At 51.1% G+C, this 18,484-nt stretch carries 13 protein-coding genes and 1 tRNA gene; 7 read left to right on the forward strand and 7 right to left on the reverse strand.

Annotation, left to right across the window (positions count from 1 at the left end; all coding sequences use genetic code 11):
- Positions 1-73: 73 nt before the first annotated feature.
- The 5 genes from P8H26_RS14135 to P8H26_RS14155 all read left to right on the forward strand — a co-directional run bounded on the left by P8H26_RS14135 (position 74) and on the right by P8H26_RS14155 (position 6,025).
- Positions 74-1,501 carry a short-chain fatty acyl-CoA regulator family protein gene (locus P8H26_RS14135; protein ID WP_289633775.1) on the forward strand — a complete coding sequence of 476 codons (1,428 nt, stop codon included), beginning with the start codon at positions 74-76 and terminating at the stop codon, positions 1,499-1,501.
- A gap of 321 nt (positions 1,502-1,822) precedes the next feature.
- Positions 1,823-2,926 (forward strand): polyamine ABC transporter substrate-binding protein, encoded by a 1,104-nt coding sequence (locus P8H26_RS14140; protein WP_289633776.1) that lies wholly within the window; start codon positions 1,823-1,825, stop codon positions 2,924-2,926.
- A 140-nt stretch (positions 2,927-3,066) separates the two neighbouring features.
- Complete coding sequence (locus P8H26_RS14145) at positions 3,067-4,212, forward strand: ABC transporter ATP-binding protein (protein WP_289633777.1); 1,146 nt, start codon at positions 3,067-3,069, stop codon at positions 4,210-4,212.
- A 77-nt stretch (positions 4,213-4,289) separates the two neighbouring features.
- Entirely contained in the window at positions 4,290-5,201 is a 912-nt protein-coding gene (locus P8H26_RS14150) for an ABC transporter permease subunit (protein ID WP_289633778.1), read from the forward strand.
- Positions 5,201-6,025 (forward strand): ABC transporter permease, encoded by an 825-nt coding sequence (locus P8H26_RS14155; protein WP_289633779.1) that lies wholly within the window; start codon positions 5,201-5,203, stop codon positions 6,023-6,025. The genes P8H26_RS14150 and P8H26_RS14155 overlap by 1 nt, the downstream gene beginning before the upstream one ends.
- A 61-nt stretch (positions 6,026-6,086) precedes the next feature.
- On the opposite strand, the gene P8H26_RS14160 is transcribed toward P8H26_RS14155, so the two are convergent.
- Together P8H26_RS14160 and P8H26_RS14165 are read right to left on the reverse strand one after the other, a co-directional pair.
- Complete coding sequence (locus P8H26_RS14160; protein ID WP_289633780.1) at positions 6,087-8,057, reverse strand: AsmA family protein; 1,971 nt, start codon at positions 8,055-8,057, stop codon at positions 6,087-6,089.
- 123 nt (positions 8,058-8,180) lie between these two features.
- A complete protein-coding gene (locus P8H26_RS14165; protein WP_289633781.1) occupies positions 8,181-11,453 on the reverse strand; it encodes an ATP-binding protein in 3,273 nt (1,090 codons plus the stop codon).
- Positions 11,454-11,894: 441 nt separating this feature from the next.
- Here P8H26_RS14165 and P8H26_RS14170 point away from each other — a divergent pair.
- Positions 11,895-11,971, forward strand: a tRNA-His gene (locus tag P8H26_RS14170).
- 146 nt (positions 11,972-12,117) lie between these two features.
- Here P8H26_RS14170 and xseA read toward each other — a convergent pair.
- The 4 genes from xseA to P8H26_RS14190 form a co-directional block, all read right to left on the reverse strand.
- On the reverse strand, positions 12,118-13,713 hold the full coding sequence (xseA, locus tag P8H26_RS14175; RefSeq protein WP_289633782.1) for an exodeoxyribonuclease VII large subunit: 1,596 nt from the start codon (positions 13,711-13,713) through the stop codon (positions 12,118-12,120).
- A 95-nt stretch (positions 13,714-13,808) separates the two neighbouring features.
- The gene (locus P8H26_RS14180; RefSeq protein WP_289633783.1) at positions 13,809-14,687 is read right to left on the reverse strand and encodes a LysR family transcriptional regulator; all 879 of its coding nucleotides are present in this window, start codon (positions 14,685-14,687) and stop codon (positions 13,809-13,811) included.
- A 235-nt stretch (positions 14,688-14,922) separates the two neighbouring features.
- Positions 14,923-16,299, reverse strand: a complete 1,377-nt coding sequence (locus P8H26_RS14185; protein WP_289633784.1) for a glutamate--cysteine ligase — start codon at positions 16,297-16,299, stop codon at positions 14,923-14,925.
- Positions 16,300-16,490: 191 nt separating this feature from the next.
- Entirely contained in the window at positions 16,491-17,228 is a 738-nt protein-coding gene (locus P8H26_RS14190) for a 16S rRNA (uracil(1498)-N(3))-methyltransferase (protein WP_374708307.1), read from the reverse strand.
- 438 nt (positions 17,229-17,666) lie between these two features.
- Between P8H26_RS14190 and P8H26_RS14195 the strand changes: the two genes are divergently transcribed.
- Positions 17,667-17,810, forward strand: a complete 144-nt coding sequence (locus P8H26_RS14195) for a hypothetical protein (RefSeq protein WP_289633786.1) — start codon at positions 17,667-17,669, stop codon at positions 17,808-17,810.
- A gap of 95 nt (positions 17,811-17,905) precedes the next feature.
- Here the strand turns inward: P8H26_RS14195 and P8H26_RS14200 are convergent, their stop codons facing one another.
- Positions 17,906-18,127, reverse strand: a complete 222-nt coding sequence (locus P8H26_RS14200; protein WP_289633787.1) for a helix-turn-helix transcriptional regulator — start codon at positions 18,125-18,127, stop codon at positions 17,906-17,908.
- Between the last annotated feature and the right edge of the window lie 357 nt (positions 18,128-18,484).

Consider the following 18,484-nt stretch of genomic DNA (forward strand, 5'->3'; position numbering starts at 1 on the left):
GACAAATCTGAAAAATAAGTCACATTATTTACAATTGCATGGCGTGTAAAATTCTTCAGGGGGAGAGAAGTCCGTGGCAGAGCGTAAGATTTTTGCCGGTGCGCGTATCAGGCGCGTTCGGAATGAACGGGCTTTGACACAGGTTTCTATGGCTGATGCTTTGGGCATTTCTCCCTCTTATCTCAATCTGATTGAGCGCAATCAGCGGCCATTAACTGTGCAGCTCTTGCTGAAGCTGGCGTCAGTTTACAAAGTGGATCTGGATCAGCTTCAGGAAGAAACCGGTTCGGCACTTGCCGGTTTAAAGGAAGTGTTTTCAGAGCCATTGCTGGCGGGGGAACTGCCGGGCGATCAGGAGCTGATCGATATCTGCGAGGCGGCACCCAATGCAGCTGCAGGTATTTTGAAACTGTTTCGTGCTTATCGCGAGCAGCAAAAACGCCTTACCGACCTGTCGGATATGATGGCGCGGGATGGTAAAGCGCTCACACTTGGCCCGACCCGTCTGCCGCTTGATGAGGTGCGTGAGGTTTTGGCACGCAAGGCCAATTATTTTGAACGGATTGAAGCCGAGGCGGATAGTTTTAACCGGTTGCTTAAATCAGAGGATGGTCTGGCCGCAGCGCTGAAACAATGGCTGAAACGCGAACAGTCCATTACTGTGCGCACGCTGCCTGCTGCAACCATGCCAAACTGGCGGCGGCGTTATGACCGCCATTCGCTGCGTCTGTTTATTTCCGAACGCCTGTCAAATTTTGATCAGACACGCGAGATTGCAATGGAGGCGGCCTCCATCCGCATGCAGGTGGTGATTGGCGCAGAACTGGAAGATCTGAAATTGAGTTCAGCAGAGGCAAAGCGCATCGCACGGTTTGAACTGCTGCGCTATGCGGCGCATGCTTTGATGATGCCCTATACTCCGTTTCGCGAGGCGGCACAGCGGGCGAAATATGATGTTGATGTGCTGCGCGCGCGTTTTAATGTTTCGTTTGAGCAGGCGGCATGCCGCCTCACAACGCTGCAAAAGCAGGGGGCGTCAGGTGTGGCGTTTTTCTTGCAGGAAATTGATCAGGCAGGACACCGGTTGCGTTCTTTCGGTGCGCAAGGGTTTCCGCAATCGCGTTTTGGCGGCTCTTGCCCGAAATTGCAGGTTTACAATGCCTTCTCCCATCCGCAGCAAATCTTAGTGGAGCAGGTGGAGTTGCCGGATAAGGCGCAATATCTGACCATCAGCCGCACGATTGAAGGGCCGCAGGCCGGTTTTGGCGAGCAAACAAGGCGCACCGCACTGATGCTGGTTTGCGAGGCATCGTCTGCGCAGGATACGGTCTATGCGGCCTATCTGGCAGGGGTGTCGGCAGGAAGTGGTATCAATCCGGTCGGCACAGCCTGTCGTTTGTGCGAAAGGCAGGCGTGTCTTGCACGCGCTGAACCGCCGCTGACCCGCCCGCTGGCTCTGGATGAGATGGTGTCGGGTTTTTCGGCCTATGATTTTCAATGAGCAGGTTCAGCTGAAAGCTAAAGATTCGGGCTTTCCGCCTGCTAAGGGCTTCTTGCAGCATATCTTTGAAAGATAAGACTTAAATCTGTGTTCCGAACAAGCCGGATATTGGCTTAAAACAATGCACTTATGCGCTCTTGAGGACACACAAAGTTTAAAATTGTGTTCATTAAATTCAAATATTCCGTGCTTTGGGCTTTAAGCGTCATCTTTCCGTTGACGAACGCAAATTAATCTAAAAAGGTAACGGAGAATGCACATTGAAGAGCAATGTGTGAGGGATGTTTTCTGCCCTGTAAAGCTTTCTGGACGGAGTGAGTGATGAAGATCAAAGCCCATTTGCTTTCATATGTATCGGCCGGTTGCGTGGCTCTTGCCACTATACTGCCTGCCTCCGCTCAGGAGCGGGTGCTGAACATCTATAACTGGTCTGATTATATTGATGATTCCATCCTGACAGATTTCACCAAGGAAACCGGAATCAAAGTTGTCTATGACGTTTATGATTCCAACGAAATCCTTGAGACCAAACTTCTCGCCGGCAGCACAGGCTATGATATTGTTGTGCCTTCCGCGGAGTTTCTCGGCCGCCAGATTCCGGCAGGTGTTTTCCAGAAGCTCGATAAGGAAAAACTGCCAAACCTGAAAAATATGTGGGATGAGATTACCAAGCGCACCAGCGCATATGATCCGGGCAATGAGTATTCTATCAATTACATGTGGGGCACCACCGGTATCGGCTATAATAAGGCCAAGATCAAAGCAGCACTCGGTGTTGATGAGATCGACAGCTGGGATATTTTGTTCAAGCCTGAAAATTCTGCAAAGCTGAAAGATTGCGGTATCTATCTGCTGGATTCCGGCAGTGAAATGCTGCGTCCGGCTCTGCATTATCTGGGCTTTGATACCAATAATCCAACCGCGGAGAGCTTTGCCAAGGCTGAAGAGCTTTACCTCAGCATTCGCCCGAATATCCGTAAATTCCACTCTTCTGAATATATCAATGCCTTGGCAAATGGCGATATTTGCATGGCTGTCGGTTATTCCGGTGATATTTTTCAGGCACGCGATCGTGCGGAAGAAGCCAAAAACGGCGTGGAAATAGGTTATTCCATTCCGAAAGAGGGCGCTCTGATGTGGTTTGACCAGATGGCCATTCCTGCTGATGCCAAACATGTGGCTGAAGCGCATGAATTCATCAATTATATCATGCGCCCTGAGGTGATCGCCAAGGCTTCGGACTATGTGTTCTATGCCAATGGCAACAAGGCTTCGCAGGAGTTTATTGACAAGGAACTGCTGAATGATCCTGCGGTCTATCCGAGTGAAGAAGTGATGAAACAGCTCTTCGTTCCGATGCCTTATCCGCCGAAGATCAACCAGATGGCAACCCGCACCTGGACAAAGATCGTAACCGGTCATTAATCGGGATCAGGGAACAAACGGGGCAAATGCCCCGTTTGTTTTAGAATTGCCGAAAAGTGTGAACCACCTCAGGCAATGACACAGCGACATTTCAAAATAGCGCTTAAGGCCAATAAGACCCGCAATATGAGGGGAACAGCATGAAATCCTTCGGTAGTTTTCGCCGTAAGTTCTCACCCTGGAACGATCCGGCTGCCAAGCCGTATATTTCATTCGAGAACATCGTCAAAAAATTCGACGATGTGACGGTGATTGATGATCTGTCTCTGAATATTTTTAACCGCGAGTTTTTTGCTCTGCTGGGGGCTTCCGGCAGCGGTAAATCGACTTTGATGCGTATGCTGGCGGGTTTTGAAGAGCCGACCTCCGGTCGTATCATGCTGGACGGGCAGGATATGCGCGGCATTCCGCCTTATAAGCGTCCGGTGAATATGATGTTCCAGTCCTATGCGCTGTTTCCGCATATGACTGTTGAGCAGAATATTGCTTTTGGCCTGAAGCAGGACGGCATGGCGAAATCTGAAATGGATGATCGCGTCAATGATATGCTGAAACTGGTGAAGCTGGAGAAGTTTACCAAGCGCAAACCGCATCAGCTTTCCGGAGGTCAGCGTCAGCGCGTGGCTTTGGCGCGCGCGGTTGCCAAGCGCCCGAAAGTATTGCTGCTCGATGAGCCGCTGGGCGCACTGGACAAGAAACTGCGCGAAGAAACCCAGTTTGAGCTGATGGATTTGCAGATGAATCTCGGCCTTACATTTCTGATCGTGACACATGATCAGGAAGAGGCAATGACGATGGCAGACCGTATTGCGGTGCTCGATAAAGGGCAGATCATGCAGGTTGCTACTCCGGCAGAGGTTTATGAAGCACCGAGCAGCAAATTTGTGGCCGACTTCATCGGCAATATTAATATTATCGAGGGTGAAGTCAGCCATTTTGCCAATGGCAAGGCGGATATTGACAGCGCGGCAAATAATGTAGCGATCCGCACCAAGACAAGCCGTGATCTGCAAACCGGCCAGAAAGTCTGGTATGCAATCCGCCCTGAGAAAATCAGTATCAGTCGTGACAAGCCGGAAGATGCATCAGTGAATGCGTTGCAGGGCGAGCTTTGGGATATTGCCTATTTCGGCGATATGAACGTGTTCCATGTGCGTCTTGCCAATGGACGCACGATCAAAGCATCGAGCATGAACTCTGTGCGCCGTACTGATGATCCGCTGGGTTACGATGAGCAGGTCTGGGTCTCCTTTGAGGATGACGCCGGTATGGTTCTGGTTGCCTGATCACCCAAAGCGCATTCCGAAAAGTGTGAGCGGTTTTCGGATAAAATGCGCGTCATCAAAGAATTGAGGAGTAGCCCATGCAAAAAATGATTGCAGCTATTGCTTCCAGAGCGGTGATCGCCGTGCCATATATCTGGCTCGGTCTGTTTTTCCTGATCCCGTTCATCATCGTTTTCAAGATTTCGCTGTCGCAGGTGGCTATGGCCATTCCGGCCTATGATCCGCGCTTTTTCTGGAGCGACGGCTTAAGCGGTTTCTGGACGAAGATTCAGCAGTTTTCTTTTGAGAACTATATCTGGCTGACGCAGGATTCGCTCTATTACAAAGCTTATTTGTCGAGCGTAAAGATTGCAGGTGTCTCGACTTTTCTGGCGCTGTTGATCGGTTTTCCGCTGGCCTATGGCATGGCGCGTGCACCGCTCACATTGCGTCCCACACTTTTGATGCTGGTGATCCTGCCATTCTGGACGTCTTTCCTCATTCGTGTTTATGCGTGGATTGCAATTCTGAAGCCGGAAGGTCTGCTTAATCAGTTTCTGATGTGGCTGAATATCATTGATACACCGCTGACAATTCTGAACACGGATACGGCGGTTTATATCGGTATTGTCTATTCCTATCTGCCATTCATGGTGCTGCCGATCTATTCGGCGCTGGAGAAAATGGACTATTCGCTGATTGAAGCTGCGCAGGATCTGGGCTGCACACCACTCAAAGCTTTCTGGAAAATCACCTTCCCGCTGGCACTGCCGGGTGTCATTGCCGGCTCGATGCTGGTTTTTATTCCGGCAATCGGTGAGTTCGTGATCCCTGATCTGCTGGGCGGCTCCAGCACGCTGATGATCGGTAAGACATTGTGGAGCGAATTTTTCTCCAACCGCGACTGGCCGGTATCGGCAGCTGTGGCGGTGGTGTTGCTGGTTATTCTGGTCATCCCGATTGTTCTGTTCCAGCGCATGCAAACACCGGCTCAGGAGGGCAAGAAATAATGAACGCTACATCCTGGTCACGTTTTAATATTGTATCGGTGGTTCTGGGCTTTGCCTTTCTGTATCTGCCGATTGTGCTGCTGGTGGTCTATTCATTTAATGAATCACGCCTTGTCACTGTCTGGTCTGGCTTTTCGGTTAAATGGTATTTTGAGCTTTTCAAAAATCAGGGGCTGAAAGATGCCGCATGGGTGACGCTAAGAGTTGGCGTGCTTTCGGCAACGATTGCTACAGTGCTTGGCACGCTGGGTGCACTGGCTTTAACGCGCTATACGCGCTTTCGCGGTCGCACACTGTTCTCGGGCATGATCTATGCACCACTGGTGATGCCGGAGGTGATTACCGGTCTGTCTTTGCTGTTGCTGTTTGTGGCTGTCGGTTTTGATCGCGGTTTCTGGACTGTAACCTTGGCACATATCACGTTTGCGATGTGTTTTGTGGCGGTGGTGGTGCAGTCGCGTCTGGTGAGCTTTGACCGGTCACTGGAAGAGGCAGCGATGGATCTCGGTGCACCGCCGGTCACAACTTTCATGAAAATCACACTGCCGATCATTCTGCCTGCGGTGGTTTCCGGCTGGATGCTGGCTTTCACCCTGTCGCTAGATGATCTGGTTATTGCCAGCTTCACCTCTGGTCCCGGTGCAACCACGCTGCCGATGAAAATCTACAGCCAGGTGCGTCTGGGCGTAACACCGGAGATCAACGCGGTCTGTACGTTGCTGATCGCTTTGGTGGCGACAGGTGTGATCATCGCTTCTGTTGTGAATAAACGCCGCGTGGTGCAGCGCCAGCGTGACGAGCAGGCGGCTTTCCGCCTCGGCTGATCTGCGCTGTCAGAGAATATTAAAAAGCCGGTGCATCAATAGAGATGCACCGGCTTTTTGTTTATTTTGATGGTGAGATAAACGGTCTGTCCCATGAACCACCAACAAAGAAATGCAGATTTTCTGTCGGAGGAACTGGCGGTTCTGTTGGCGTCAGTTCTGTGGTTTCCGGCGTGGCGACAGGAGCAGGCGGCGTTGCTTCACCCGTATCTGCCGCCTCTTTTTCCGGTTGGGCAAGAGTGAGCGTGCCGGACAATGCCAGACTGCGATCTGTCAGCGGAATAATACCGCTGAGAGACAATGTGCCCTGTATGGTTTCGGTTTTGGTGGTTTCCAGCGTCGCAACACCGTCGCCCAGTGATGCTTTGACATCCAGCCGTTTGAAATCAAGGCTGACCTTATCGCGCCGTTGAAGAGCGAAGAAACCCTCGCTCTTCATCTTGGCAATGAAGTCATTGAGGTCAAAGCCCAGCATCCGGCCATTGTTGAGCGTAAAGCTGATTTGACCGCGCGCATTTTGTAACATGCTGTGCAAATCATGGGGTGAGGTTTCTGCGGTTACAGAAAGATTGCCCTGTCCGCTTAAAATCGGATCGCTCAGACCAATGGCGGTCAGGAATGCAGCACTGTCAACATTCGCAGCATTAAGACGTATGCTGATATTATCTTTGCCAGTGTCTGTTTGTGCAAGTTTGACGCTGGATTGAATTGAGCCTTTGAAGGCTTTTGCATCGCCGATATCAAAGATTGCCTGCCCGTCGCGAACTTGCAGAGCAGCGGCAAGTCCGGTCATCTGCGCTGTGCCGATAGTTGCATTTTGAGCCGAGAGGCGGATATCGAGATCAGCGCTGTTGAGCAGTCTTGTGTCGATCATGCGCGGCGGGCCATAGCGATAACCGTTAAAGCTCTTGCTCTGCTCATCCTCACTGACTTTGGTGACCAGCGTGGTAGCCGTATGGAAGAAGGACACGGCATTCAGCGTCTGAAAAGCCAGCGTACCGGTTACAACAGGGCGCTCTTTGCCAAAGCCGATTTCTGCGGCTCCTTTGGCAGGCATATTGTTGAGATTGAGCACAATGTCAGCGAGTTTAACACGCACCGGTGTGGCGCTGACATTGGTTTCAATGCTGAAGGCATCTTCTTCCGTCGCGCGGCGGGAATAGCTGGCATCCGAGGAGAGGCCAAGCCAGTGCAGGCTCTCGCTGAGTGAGGGGCTGGAAAGGCTGAAAGCGCCCTCACTGAAAAGATTTTCAGAAATATTGCTGCGGCCATCAAAGCTGATAGTCAGGGGCTTGCTGGATATTTGCGCTGTAATCTGGCTCATGCCATTGGCCAGCAGCAAAAGCGGCTGCGCAATATTCAGATTATATTCGGCGGTTTCTCCATGCCAGACCGCTTTGCCTTTAACGGTCGCACCGCTTGTTGTTTGCGGCCAGTTAATGCTGGCATTGATCTCGGTTACTTTTTCCTGCTGTTCTGTGTTGCGGGTGGTGAAACCGACAGAACTGTTTTCCAGCACCAGCCTGCCAAAAGGCATGGTTTGCAGCTGTTTATCATTCGCCTGCTCATTGGTTGCTCGTTGCGCTGTCACATTGCGTGCCTGCCGGATGGCAAGGCCGAGGCGACCGGATGAGGAGGCCAGCGTATTCACAAATTGGGGCAGGTCATCCACCGGTTCGCTCAATGTGAAATGAGCTTTGATCAGCCGTGTTTCAGAAAAAGCAACGCGGCCAAACAGGGCATCAAGCGGCGACATTTCCACTTCAATACGCTCTGCGGCCATAAAAGGGATATTGGCATCGCCCATCTTGCTCAAAGTGACATCACTGAGTGAGGCGCGGAAAACCGGAAAGAAGCTTAAACGCGGCGGTTGACGGATTTCAACGCTATAGCCTGTCCATGCACTGATATTCTGCGCCAGATGCAGGCGGATTGCATCGGTTGAGATAATATAAGGCAGTGCGGCCAGCGCTCCGGTAAACAGCACTGCCAGAATAACGATAACAGCCAGCAAAGGGCGTATCAGCTTCATTGTGTTCCGATCACGTAACAAATTATATCAGGCTGTGTCTGATTTAAACCAGCTTCAGCCTGTTGCAAAGACTGCAATCAGAAGAAAGAACGGCAGCTTGATGATTGCTGCCGGTCAGCCTGTTTATTCAGCAAGGACACGGGTTGGCGGGAAGGTGATTTCCACAGTTGTGCCCTGTTCCGGTGCGGATTCAATGGAGAATTGCGCACGATTGGCTTCCACCATCGCTTTGGTGAGCGGCAGCCCCAGACCTGTACCCTGTTGACGCCAGTCTTTAACATCAGCGTTCTTTAAGGTTTGGGTCTGGTTGTGATGATTGCTGACCTGTCTGAATGGCTTCAGCGCCTGTTCCAGTTCATTCTGGTTCATACCGATGCCGGTATCACGCACCCGCATCACCACATGGCCGTCCGGCTCATAACTGGTGGAGACGATCACCTGACCACCCTGACCGGTAAAGCGGATAGCATTGGACAGGAGATTGAGCGCGACCTGACGGATAGAGCGGGCATCCGCCACAATGTCCGGCAGGAAGGCAGAGAAACTGGAGCGGATAATAACCCGCTCGCGATTGGCCTGCGGCTGCATCAGCGCCACGGCCTCAGCCAGCGCATCATTAAGAGCCACGGCTTCAAATTCGAGATCCAGCGCACCGGCCTCAATCTTGGAAATATCCAGAAGATCATTGACGAGCGCCAGCACATGATTGCCTGAGCGGTGAATATCACGCAGATATTCACGATAGCGGTCATTGCCGATCGGGCCGAATTTTTCTTCCGCCATCAGTTCGGAGAAACCGATAATCGCATTCAGCGGCGTGCGGATTTCATGGCTGATACGTGCCAGAAATTCAGTTTTATGGGTGGAGGCGCGCTCGGCCTCCTGACGGGCCGAAGTCAGTTCTTCCTCTGCACGTTTCCACTGCGTAATATCGCGCATCACGGCGCAATAGCCTTTGGAGGCAGGAAGTTTGCCAATGGTCATAAACAACGGGATAAAACGCCCCTGTGCTTCGCGACCGATCACCTCGCGCCCGTCATTGAGCAGGCTGGCAACGCCATCGCCGGAAAGACCGTGAATATAGTCAATTGCAGCGCGCTGGCTTTCAATCGCAAACAGCACGGCAAAAGATTTGCCCGCCAGTTCATTAACATCATAACCGAACAATGCGGCGGCTGACTGGTTGAGTGAGCGGATTTTGCCATCCTGACCAATAATCACAACGCCGTCTGTTGCGGTGTCAAGAATAGAGGTCAGCTCATCTATCTGGGTTTGCAAAGCCTGAAAATCAGACGGCTTCCGGCTGTCTGCGGAAGTGGATACCGTGTCAGGCTTATCTTCTTCCGTTTCCGGATTTTCCTCTGACTGCAAGACCAGTTCTGATTGCATCTGATGCACAGGATTTTCGTGCAGAAGCGGGGCGTTTTCAACGGTGCTGACCAGAGACAGTTTGGCAGGTTTGGTGCTGATAGTGTCGTCATTATCGGCCTTCAGCACCAGCTCCGGTAACAGACTGAGCATCAGGGCGCGTGCACCTTGCCAGGGAACGGACTGCAAATGTGCTTCCACAATTTTGTGGCCGCCATCGGCGAGGCAAAGGATCATGCCACTGAGATTGCTGTCATCTGCCTGAGCAAAAAGCGCATCAATACCACCCGCATGGCGCAGGTCATCCAGTGAGGTATAGCCGGTCATGTCGAAAAACGCCTGATTGGCGAAATGCAGGCGATCCGCGCTGTGGATCAGCACCGGAACCGGCAGCCCGCTCAGGACATGCAGATCTTCATCTTCCTGAGACATCGTTTCCGGCTGGCCGGAGAGCTTGCCCGCCTTTTCAGCATGCTGATTGAAGTTCGCCGGTTGTGTGTCGTGCGGATAAGGAATTTCGGCAGCTTTCAATGGAAGCGGTGTGGTTGCTGTGACCGGTTCGGCATCCGGCACAGGTGCAGCCTCGGCAACAGAAGAGTGCTCCGCAGACTGAGGTTTTGGTGTTTTTTGTAAAACCTCACGGCGCAGACGATCGGCAATCTCTCGAAAAGCATTGCGCTCAGTCGGTGAAAGACCGCTTTCCGGACGGGCAGGGCGAATTTCAGTAATGGTGCCGGTTTTATGCGGCTCTGTATCTGCCGGTTTCTGCTCGCTAGCCGTGTCCAAATCCTGCTGACGTATCTGCGAAGCGCGCAGAGCTTCCATCAGAATGATTTTTTCACTGGCGAGTGGGTTTTTCGTCGCGTCGCCTTCCAGAGATGCCACACGGGAACTCTGCACAGCGACAGGGCCGGAAATCAGAGCCATGCCAATGGCTTCAGGATCAGTTTCGGCCAGAGACGGATAGAGTACGCCAAAACCGCTGAATCCGGAAAATGCCTTATCGCGGGCAAAAGCAGGCAAGGCAGCAAGATCAACAGGGATGCGTTGATCTGTGCCCTGTAGCGGCCAGAAAATTCTTTTGCCTGACCAGGTTTCGCGCTGGTTCAAAAGCGCTGCAATGACACCGTCACTGTCGAAGCCGAAGACCTTTGCGACATCAGAGAATTTACGGCCGATAATATCTGCCGCATTGTTACCGACAATTGCTGCAAATTCCGGCGAAATTTCAGTGAAAACTGTGTCTGCATCAACCTTCCAGATAAAGCGGGCAGGCGCAGCTTCTTCTGTTGCAAGTTCGCTCTTATTTTGGCTGGTGCTTTCCGGTTCTGCGTGAACTTCAGCCGGTTCCTCTGTGGTTTCAGCCGCAGGAGCAGGCTCCGGCGCAATATGGTTGTCCTGCACTTTGGGCACGATAAAGAGATAAGGTGCGCGCACATCCTGATCATCGAGCCGGATCATCATTGCAGGCAATGTACCTTGGCCGGCACGAACACGCCGCCGGACAATGCCTTCTGCCTCATCCTGCGTTTCAATAATGAGATCAGCCAAAGTGTTGCTATTAATCTGCAAAGCGTCAAATTGCGCATCATCGTTCAGCACTGTGCCGTCGGCCTGAAGCTGCACCACATGATGCTGGGGTAAGGACAAAGCATGATTGTCAGCTTTATCGCTTGCCGCAGTTGTCATCAGAATAACGGGGTTTTCGGCCGTGTCGAGGGGCAGGGGTGTGACAGTGCATTGCTGCAATGACGCCTGCAGGCCGCCCAGACGCAGCATAACCGTCTGCGGAATTTCATTTTGCAGGTTCAGAGCCAAAATCTGGCGTCGCGTTTGCGGGCTTAAATCGGTGTTTGCGCCAATGGCAGTCGCAGCATTCTCCTCGCCAAGAAGGCGCGCACCGGCATCATTTGCCCAGACGATGGTTTGCAGGTCATGCGACAGCACCAGCATGGCATCCTGTCTTGCAAGGGCTGCACGGATGCCGGAAAGGGGGATCAGCTCCATGAAATCCAGATGCTGTTGCATATATTTAAATCCGTACCCGACCAATAATCGTTATTTTGATCTGTCTTAAGCTGTTGTCTGTCATTCGGAAATGAAGGGTTCCGATCTGAATGTTGTCTGCATTATCATCACAAAGCAGCCGGTTCTGACAAACACTTTCTTAACTATTAGTTAATGTCCCCAGCGGCTGAGCCAAATCACACGGCGCATGTTTCGTTTGCTCACGGTGATTATGGTTAACCAGTGGTAAATACACCGTTTACATGGCATAATCATGATCGGCAGGTATGCTCACTGTGCCGGTTTTCCGGTTTTTTAGGCATGTGAAATAAAATCTGGGGCGATAATCCGGTAAAGCATCATATTTTCACAAAGTTTTTTTGATATATGCTTGCAATATGCAGTGATTTTACGTATCTGACCCCTATCGGCAGCGTGATTGATTCACTGCCGGATTGGTACGCGGTCGTAGCTCAGTTGGTTAGAGCGCAGGATTGTGGCTCCTGAGGTCGGTGGTTCAACTCCACTCGACCGTACCATTCCCTCCCTTGCATTACATCAATAATAAGATTGCAAAGCTTTAACGGTTTTGACAGTTGACGTCTAAAGATATGCGTAAAAACAAAAAGATAGAGCATTTCTTGTAATTCAATACAGGCGCGAAATGCTCCGGACGATGTTTTATTCAGAAAAGCGTTCCCTGCTTATTTTCTTTTGGGGCTGCCGTTTTGTTTTTCTTTTTGATTGCAGGTGTTTCCGCAGCCGCACCAGTGGCAATGACGGATGCGTCCCCGTCATGGAAGCGTACTGTCAGCTGCTCGCCTGCATGAACAGTCGCTGCGGCTTTGACCGGCAATCCCTCATCATTCAGCACGATAGCAAAACCGCGCTTGAGCACGCTGGTATGAGATAATGTCTCCATAAGCCGCGTCAGTTCCTGACTGCGCAGATAATATCGCTCCAGTCTGTGCCGGACGGCTTGATCGCTGCGCCTTTGCAGGTTTTGCAGAGTTACTGCCAGCTGGCGGGACGGACGCAGGATCAGTTCACTGTTCAGTTTTGCGGATACCTGCTGCAACAAGTTGCGGGCGCTCTGTGCCTTGAGCGACAGACCTCTTGGCAGGCGCTGGTTCAGCTGGCGGAGTTGCAGTCTGCGTTCCCGTATTTGCTGGTTCAGCAGGCGCGGAGAAAGATGGCGCTGTAATCCGTCGAAGCGGGCGCGTTTTTGTGCAGTGCTGGCAAGCAATGCACGGCTCAGTCTGGACGCAGCCTCATCAAAACGCCGTCTTGGCAGAGCGAGCAACTGATCAGTTGACGGCATGGCTCTTTGCAGGCCGCGATAGACTTCGCGCCGTCTGTCAATCAGCCTTGTCATGGCGGCGGCCAGTCTGGCGCCTTGCGAGGCAAGCTGCGCCTGTAAATCTGCGCGTACCGGCACGGCCATTTCTGCTGCGCCTGTCGGGGTGGGCGCGCGCATATCTGCAGCCAGATCAATCAATGTCCAGTCAGTTTCATGGCCGACAGCGGAGATGACCGGAATGGCAGAGCCTGCAACGGCTCGCACGACACTCTCATCATTGAAGCCCCAAAGGTCTTCAAGACTGCCACCACCGCGGGCAACAATAATCACATCAGGACGAGGCAGGTCACGACCGAAATAATCGGAGTTAAAGCCTGTTACGGCGCGGGAAACTTCCTCACCGGTTGTCTCTCCTTGCACCCGCACCGGCCAGACCAGTACATGCAGGGGAAAGCGGTCGGTGATGCGGTGAATAATATCGCGGATGACAGCGCCGGTGGGGGACGTTACAACGCCGATGGTGCGCGGCATGAAAGGCAAAAGCTGCTTGCGATCGGCATCGAAAAGCCCTTCGCGCGCCAGCCGTTGTTTGCGTTCCTCAAGCAGAGCCATCAGTGCACCGGCACCGGCGGGCTCCATTTGCTCAATAACAATCTGGTATTTGGATGAACCCGGATAGGTCGTGAGTTTGCCGGTGGCAATAACCTCCATCCCTTCCTCAGGGCGGAACTTGATGCGGCTCATGGAGCCGCGCCAGATTACGGCCTCAATGCGCGCACGTTCATCTTTCAGGGCGAAATAGGCGTGGCCGGATGAATGCGGCCCGCGATAACCTGAAATTTCCCCACGCACCCGCACATGGCTGAACGTATCTTCGACAGTACGTTTCAGCGCGCCGGAAATTTCCGAGACAGAATATTCCGCAACATTGGATGCGGTATTTTCTGTTTGAGAAGCGGGCGAATCTGGAAAAAAACTCATGACTCTATTGGCCATTTTATGTGCCTGCCGGTCAAGGCCTTTGCCGTCTTGGAGGCGGTGAGCAAGGTTTGAAATTCTTTGTGTCGGCGGCTGTCTCAGGTCAGTTCCGGATACCGGATTGTTCTTCTGAAGCTGGACTGGATTGTTCCGGCAATCAGATCAATTGCCGGCGCGTGAATGCCCTGCGCGCGGATAAGAGAAAGCGCGCAGGCTGGTAGCTTGGGAAATCCGTCTTGCTCGTTCAGTACACGCATGCCCGATCCGACCATATTATCAGGCAGAATGGATATCGCACTGCCGGAGCGAACCGCCATGATAATAGAGCGCGCTGAGGATGTGGACAGAACAATGCGGTATTCGCGCTTTATTGTGTTCAGGGAATCCGTGAGCACCTTGCGCCATGCGCAATTTGTGCGGTTCATAGCCAGCGGGATAACAGCCTGTTCATGCGGCGAATTATCATCAGAGGTCACCCAGACAAAGCGGCTTGTATTCAGTACTTCAGACCGCTTTTGGCCAGTGCTCTGGGTAATCAGGGCGAGATCGAGTGCTCCGCGCCTGATATGCTCGATCAGCGCATCTGTTGGCTCACAATGAATGATGGTTTCAATGGCCGGATAGTCACGGAATATTGGTTGCAGGGCATCGTGGATCATATGCTCCAGATAAATATCCGGCAAACCGATACGTATATTGGCCTGAAGCCTGTCTGTGCGGAAGGAGGTCACCGTTTCATTATTCAGCTCAATGAGGCGGCGGGCATAGGTCAGCAACTTCTCGCCGTGCGGGGTCAGCAGGAGATTGCGACCGTCACGGGCAAAAAGCGGTTTGCCAATACGCTCTTCCAGGCGGCGTATTTGCATGGAAATGGCAGACTGGGTTCTGAAGACACTGTCTGCCGTTTTGGTGAAACTTCCCGTTTCGGCAATCAGAAGAAAAGTACGCAGCTGATCCAGGTCAAGAAGTGTCTGCATGCAATACTCCGGTTAAGTTCCGGTAATCATATGGATTATGCTAGTGAAGGCAAATGGTTTTATTTTGTTTTTCCAATGTCTTTACTTGAATAAAACTAATTTAAGTTGGTTGTAATATATTGAGGTATTGCTTTGTTGATACCTGTTTTAAGCTGCTTCTTGAGATATGAAATATTTCGGAAGCAAAGGTGCATCGGCAGAGACGATCAAATCATCTCCGCCATATGCTGAGTGCTTATTTGTAGGCATATTCCGCAAAGACCGGCTCGACAGATTGTTGCCACTCATTGTGAAACTGAGCCAGCATTGTTTCTGCCAGTGGTTTTCCTGAGCGGGCAATGGCTTCCAGCGGTTCGAGATAAAGGCTCTCATCGCGACCGTTGTCATCGGTCTGTTTACGGTTTTTCAAGCCCTGAACCGCAATCTCAACGGCTTGTCTGGCGATATCCGCAACTTTGCCCTTGCCAAATGCTGTGTTGAGACCGGCTGCAGGAACAGCATCACGCATGTCTGCAACTTGTTCAAAACTCCAGTCTTTGGTCAGGTCGAGCGCCGCGTTCAGAGCATCTTTGTCATAGAGGAGGCCAACCCAGAATGCGGAAAGGGCTGCAATATGCTCCAGCGGGCCGCCATCAGCGCCGCGCATTTCGAGGAAGCGTTTGAGGCGCACTTCCGGAAATAGGGTGGAAATATGGTTCGCCCAATCGCCCATATTCGGTTGACCGGCTGTCGGGTGATCTTTCATCGCGCCATTCAGAAACTGGCGGAATGTAATATGGGTGCAATCAATATAATGGCCGCCGCGCATGATGAAATACATCGGTACGTCCAGAGCCCAGTCAACATAATCGGCAAAGCCGAAGTTTTCTGAGAACACAAAAGGCAGCACACCGGCACGGTTGTTATCCGTATCCCGCCAGATATTTGAACGCCATGATTGCAGACCGTTCGGCTTGCCTTCGGTGAATGGCGAGGATGCAAAAAGCGCTGTCGCCACCGATTGCAGCTTCATGCCGACCTGCATTTTATGGCGCATATCTGTTTCGGAGCCAAAATCCAGATTAACCTGAATGGTGGAGGTGCGATACATCATGTCCAGTCCCTGAGTGCCGACTTTTGGCATATAGGCGGTCATGATGGCATAGCGCGACTTCGGCATCACCGGCGTCTCGCTGAGCGTCCATTTAGGGCTGCCGCCCATGCCGAGAAAGCGGATGCCAAGCGGTGCACTGATCGCGTGAACATCTTTCAGATGCTGGCTTGCCTCAGCATAGGTTTGATGGATGGTTTGCAGTGGTGCACCGGAAAGCTCGAACTGACCGCCGGGTTCCAAAGAGATAGCACCCTGACCTTGCGGGCTTACGAGCCCGATCAGCTTGCCTTCATCAATGATCGGATCCCAGCTAAGGCGCTGTTGCATCGCTTCCAAAATGGCGCGAATGCCCTGCGTGCCCTCGTAGGAAACAGGGCTGTTGTCTTTAGCGTAATAGGGGAATTTCTCATGCTCAGTGCCGATGCGCCATTTTTCCTGTGGCTTACAGCCTTCTGCGAGATATGCAGCCAGTTCCTCGATGCCGGAAATGACTGTTTCGTCTGTGGTATCCCGAGCCATGCTTTGCATTACCCTATTTTGTAGTTGTGACTATTCATATATGTGATTGGCGTTTTTTTATCCAACACGCAAGCATAATTATTAGCAATTATAACAAGGCATGTCTTTGATCCTTGTCCTGTTGCGAAGAACTGTAAGAAAAATACGTAATTACTGAATTTGCGTGTGTTCTAAGGGCAAAAACACAGGGTCTAATACCAGTCGCCGATGCTGGCCTGAATTACTGCCATAGCTGCAACGGCGGCCGTATCGGCCCGCAAAATTCTGGGGCCCAATGGAATCGCTGTCACGAAAGGCTGTTGTGACAGATATTGGCGTTCTTCTTCAGAGAAGCCGCCTTCCGGGCCGATAAAGACACCTGCCGGTTTGCCTTTGAGGGGGGCGAGCAGAGGAAGCGGATTGTTGCTTTCAGATGCTTCGTCGCAAAATATCAGCGCGCGGGAATGATCCCATTGCTCCATAAACTTGTCAAAACGCAGCGGTTCTCTGTATTCAGGCAGAGAGAGGATTCCGCATTGTTCGGCAGCCTCGCGCATATTGGCCTGCATCCGCTCGCTATTGAGCTTCGGCATCTGGCAATGCTGGGTAATAACAGGCTGCAGAACGGATGCGCCCATCTCAACCGCTTTCTGGATCATATAATCCATACGGCCGGTTTTGAGAGGTGCGAAGCAGTAGTGAAAATCCGGAGCTGCTGGTTGTTGTCTGACTTGCTCAACGGGGTGCAAAGATGCGCGCTTTTTTCCGGTTTGCTGCAGGCCGGCCAGCCATTCGCCATCTTGTCCGTTAAACAGCAGGATTTGATCTCCGTCCCGCATACGCAGAACATTGAGCAGATAATGTGCCGTTTCGGCCAGAGCCTCAACGGGCTGAGCCGGTTGCAGAGGCAGGTCGATGAGTAATCTTTGCATTCTGTAATTTGCGCGCATTGGCAACGGATGGCAGAGAGAGGGCAGGCAGGTCAAGAGAAAAGCGGCTGAGGTGCCTGCTGAGTGTGACTTGTGTAAATATGCAGGAAGCTGATCGCTGCCTTACCAAAATCGGAGAGACTCACTTTGCAGGCGGAGGTATTAAAACGTGCGCCTGATGCAGAGAATGGTGTGGTGCAGAGCGAATATGGTAAATATTTGGTATATCTGATGCAGGATTTATTGCTTTATTAGCGCGTTTGAGTTGCTGAACTGCCACAATGGAAATCAAACTGATTTTTCCATGTGTTTTTGGACAAGAACTGGCTCGTGTTTTATTGCTGTTAAGTTCGGCTGCTTATATCTGGAGGCATCTTTCAACAGCGCCGGTTCCGTCAGCAGCTTTATGTGATGCTCGGTTCAGGCCGTAATTAGTCCGCTTTCAGGAGATTTCTATCCATGTCCGCAAAGAGCGCCACGCTCCTGACTGTCCTCATGTTGTCTGCAATCCTGTTTACCGGACTGGGCCTACTTTCCATCGAAACAGGTGGCAGTGCTGTCGCCAGTGATGGATATGGAATTTCGAATTTCCATCAGCAATAAAACTGTTTTTCGTTGTTTTGAATAAAAACAACCGTCATGATCTAAAAAAGCCGCGCCAGCTGATGTCTGCGCGGCTTTTTTGTGTTTGGTTTTTGTTAGTGAGACGTGCCTGCCTCATCACGATATTCCAGAATATCACCTGGCTGACAGTCGAGAACGCGACAGATTTTAGCCAGTGTTTCAAAGCGAATGCCGCGGACTTTACCGGATTTAAGAAGTGATACATTCGGCTCTGTAATGCCGATATCAGCTGCAAGCTGGCGTGAGCGAATTTTTTTACGTGCTAATACAACATCAAGATTGACAACAATTGACATTTTTCACCTTAAAAATTGAATAAAAATATATTTATACTTGGGTCTGTTTTAAATTTTTAAAATCGTATGGAATTTCCATAGTCCGATTTTCAGAAAAAACTGAATTGTAATAAATTAACAGGAGGAAAAAAATCGTCCTTTTTCCATTGGAAATTTATAACTCATCATATGAAAAAAACCATAAATGGATACTGCAATAAAATGCAGGTAATAAAAAGGGTGATTGATTTTTTTAAATATATAAATACAATTGTAGTTAATGTATTTTGTATTGTTGCGCATTTAATTTATAAGAAAGTTTGATAATTAATTTAACAATTATTTGTTTTGTATTTTATTTAAATATTAAAAATATAA

Origin of the sequence: Pseudochrobactrum sp. sp1633, from assembly GCF_030376605.1 — a bacterium.
GTDB lineage: Bacteria > Pseudomonadota > Alphaproteobacteria > Rhizobiales > Rhizobiaceae > Pseudochrobactrum.

What these genes read in the sequence shown, in the direction of transcription:
- P8H26_RS14180 (WP_289633783.1), bottom strand. Translation starts at nt 14,687, where the DNA reads ATGCAGACACTTCTTGACCTGGATCAGCTGCGTACTTTTCTTCTGATT.
- P8H26_RS14155 (WP_289633779.1), top strand. Translation starts at nt 5,201, where the DNA reads ATGAACGCTACATCCTGGTCACGTTTTAATATTGTATCGGTGGTTCTG.
- P8H26_RS14160 (WP_289633780.1), bottom strand. Translation starts at nt 8,057, where the DNA reads ATGAAGCTGATACGCCCTTTGCTGGCTGTTATCGTTATTCTGGCAGTG.
- P8H26_RS14145 (WP_289633777.1), top strand. Translation starts at nt 3,067, where the DNA reads ATGAAATCCTTCGGTAGTTTTCGCCGTAAGTTCTCACCCTGGAACGAT.
- xseA (WP_289633782.1), bottom strand. Translation starts at nt 13,713, where the DNA reads ATGAGTTTTTTTCCAGATTCGCCCGCTTCTCAAACAGAAAATACCGCA.
- P8H26_RS14140 (WP_289633776.1), top strand. Translation starts at nt 1,823, where the DNA reads ATGAAGATCAAAGCCCATTTGCTTTCATATGTATCGGCCGGTTGCGTG.
- P8H26_RS14195 (WP_289633786.1), top strand. Translation starts at nt 17,667, where the DNA reads ATGTCCGCAAAGAGCGCCACGCTCCTGACTGTCCTCATGTTGTCTGCA.
- P8H26_RS14165 (WP_289633781.1), bottom strand. Translation starts at nt 11,453, where the DNA reads ATGCAACAGCATCTGGATTTCATGGAGCTGATCCCCCTTTCCGGCATC.
- P8H26_RS14150 (WP_289633778.1), top strand. Translation starts at nt 4,290, where the DNA reads ATGCAAAAAATGATTGCAGCTATTGCTTCCAGAGCGGTGATCGCCGTG.
- P8H26_RS14185 (WP_289633784.1), bottom strand. Translation starts at nt 16,299, where the DNA reads ATGGCTCGGGATACCACAGACGAAACAGTCATTTCCGGCATCGAGGAA.
- P8H26_RS14190 (WP_374708307.1), bottom strand. Translation starts at nt 17,228, where the DNA reads ATGCGCGCAAATTACAGAATGCAAAGATTACTCATCGACCTGCCTCTG.
- P8H26_RS14200 (WP_289633787.1), bottom strand. Translation starts at nt 18,127, where the DNA reads ATGTCAATTGTTGTCAATCTTGATGTTGTATTAGCACGTAAAAAAATT.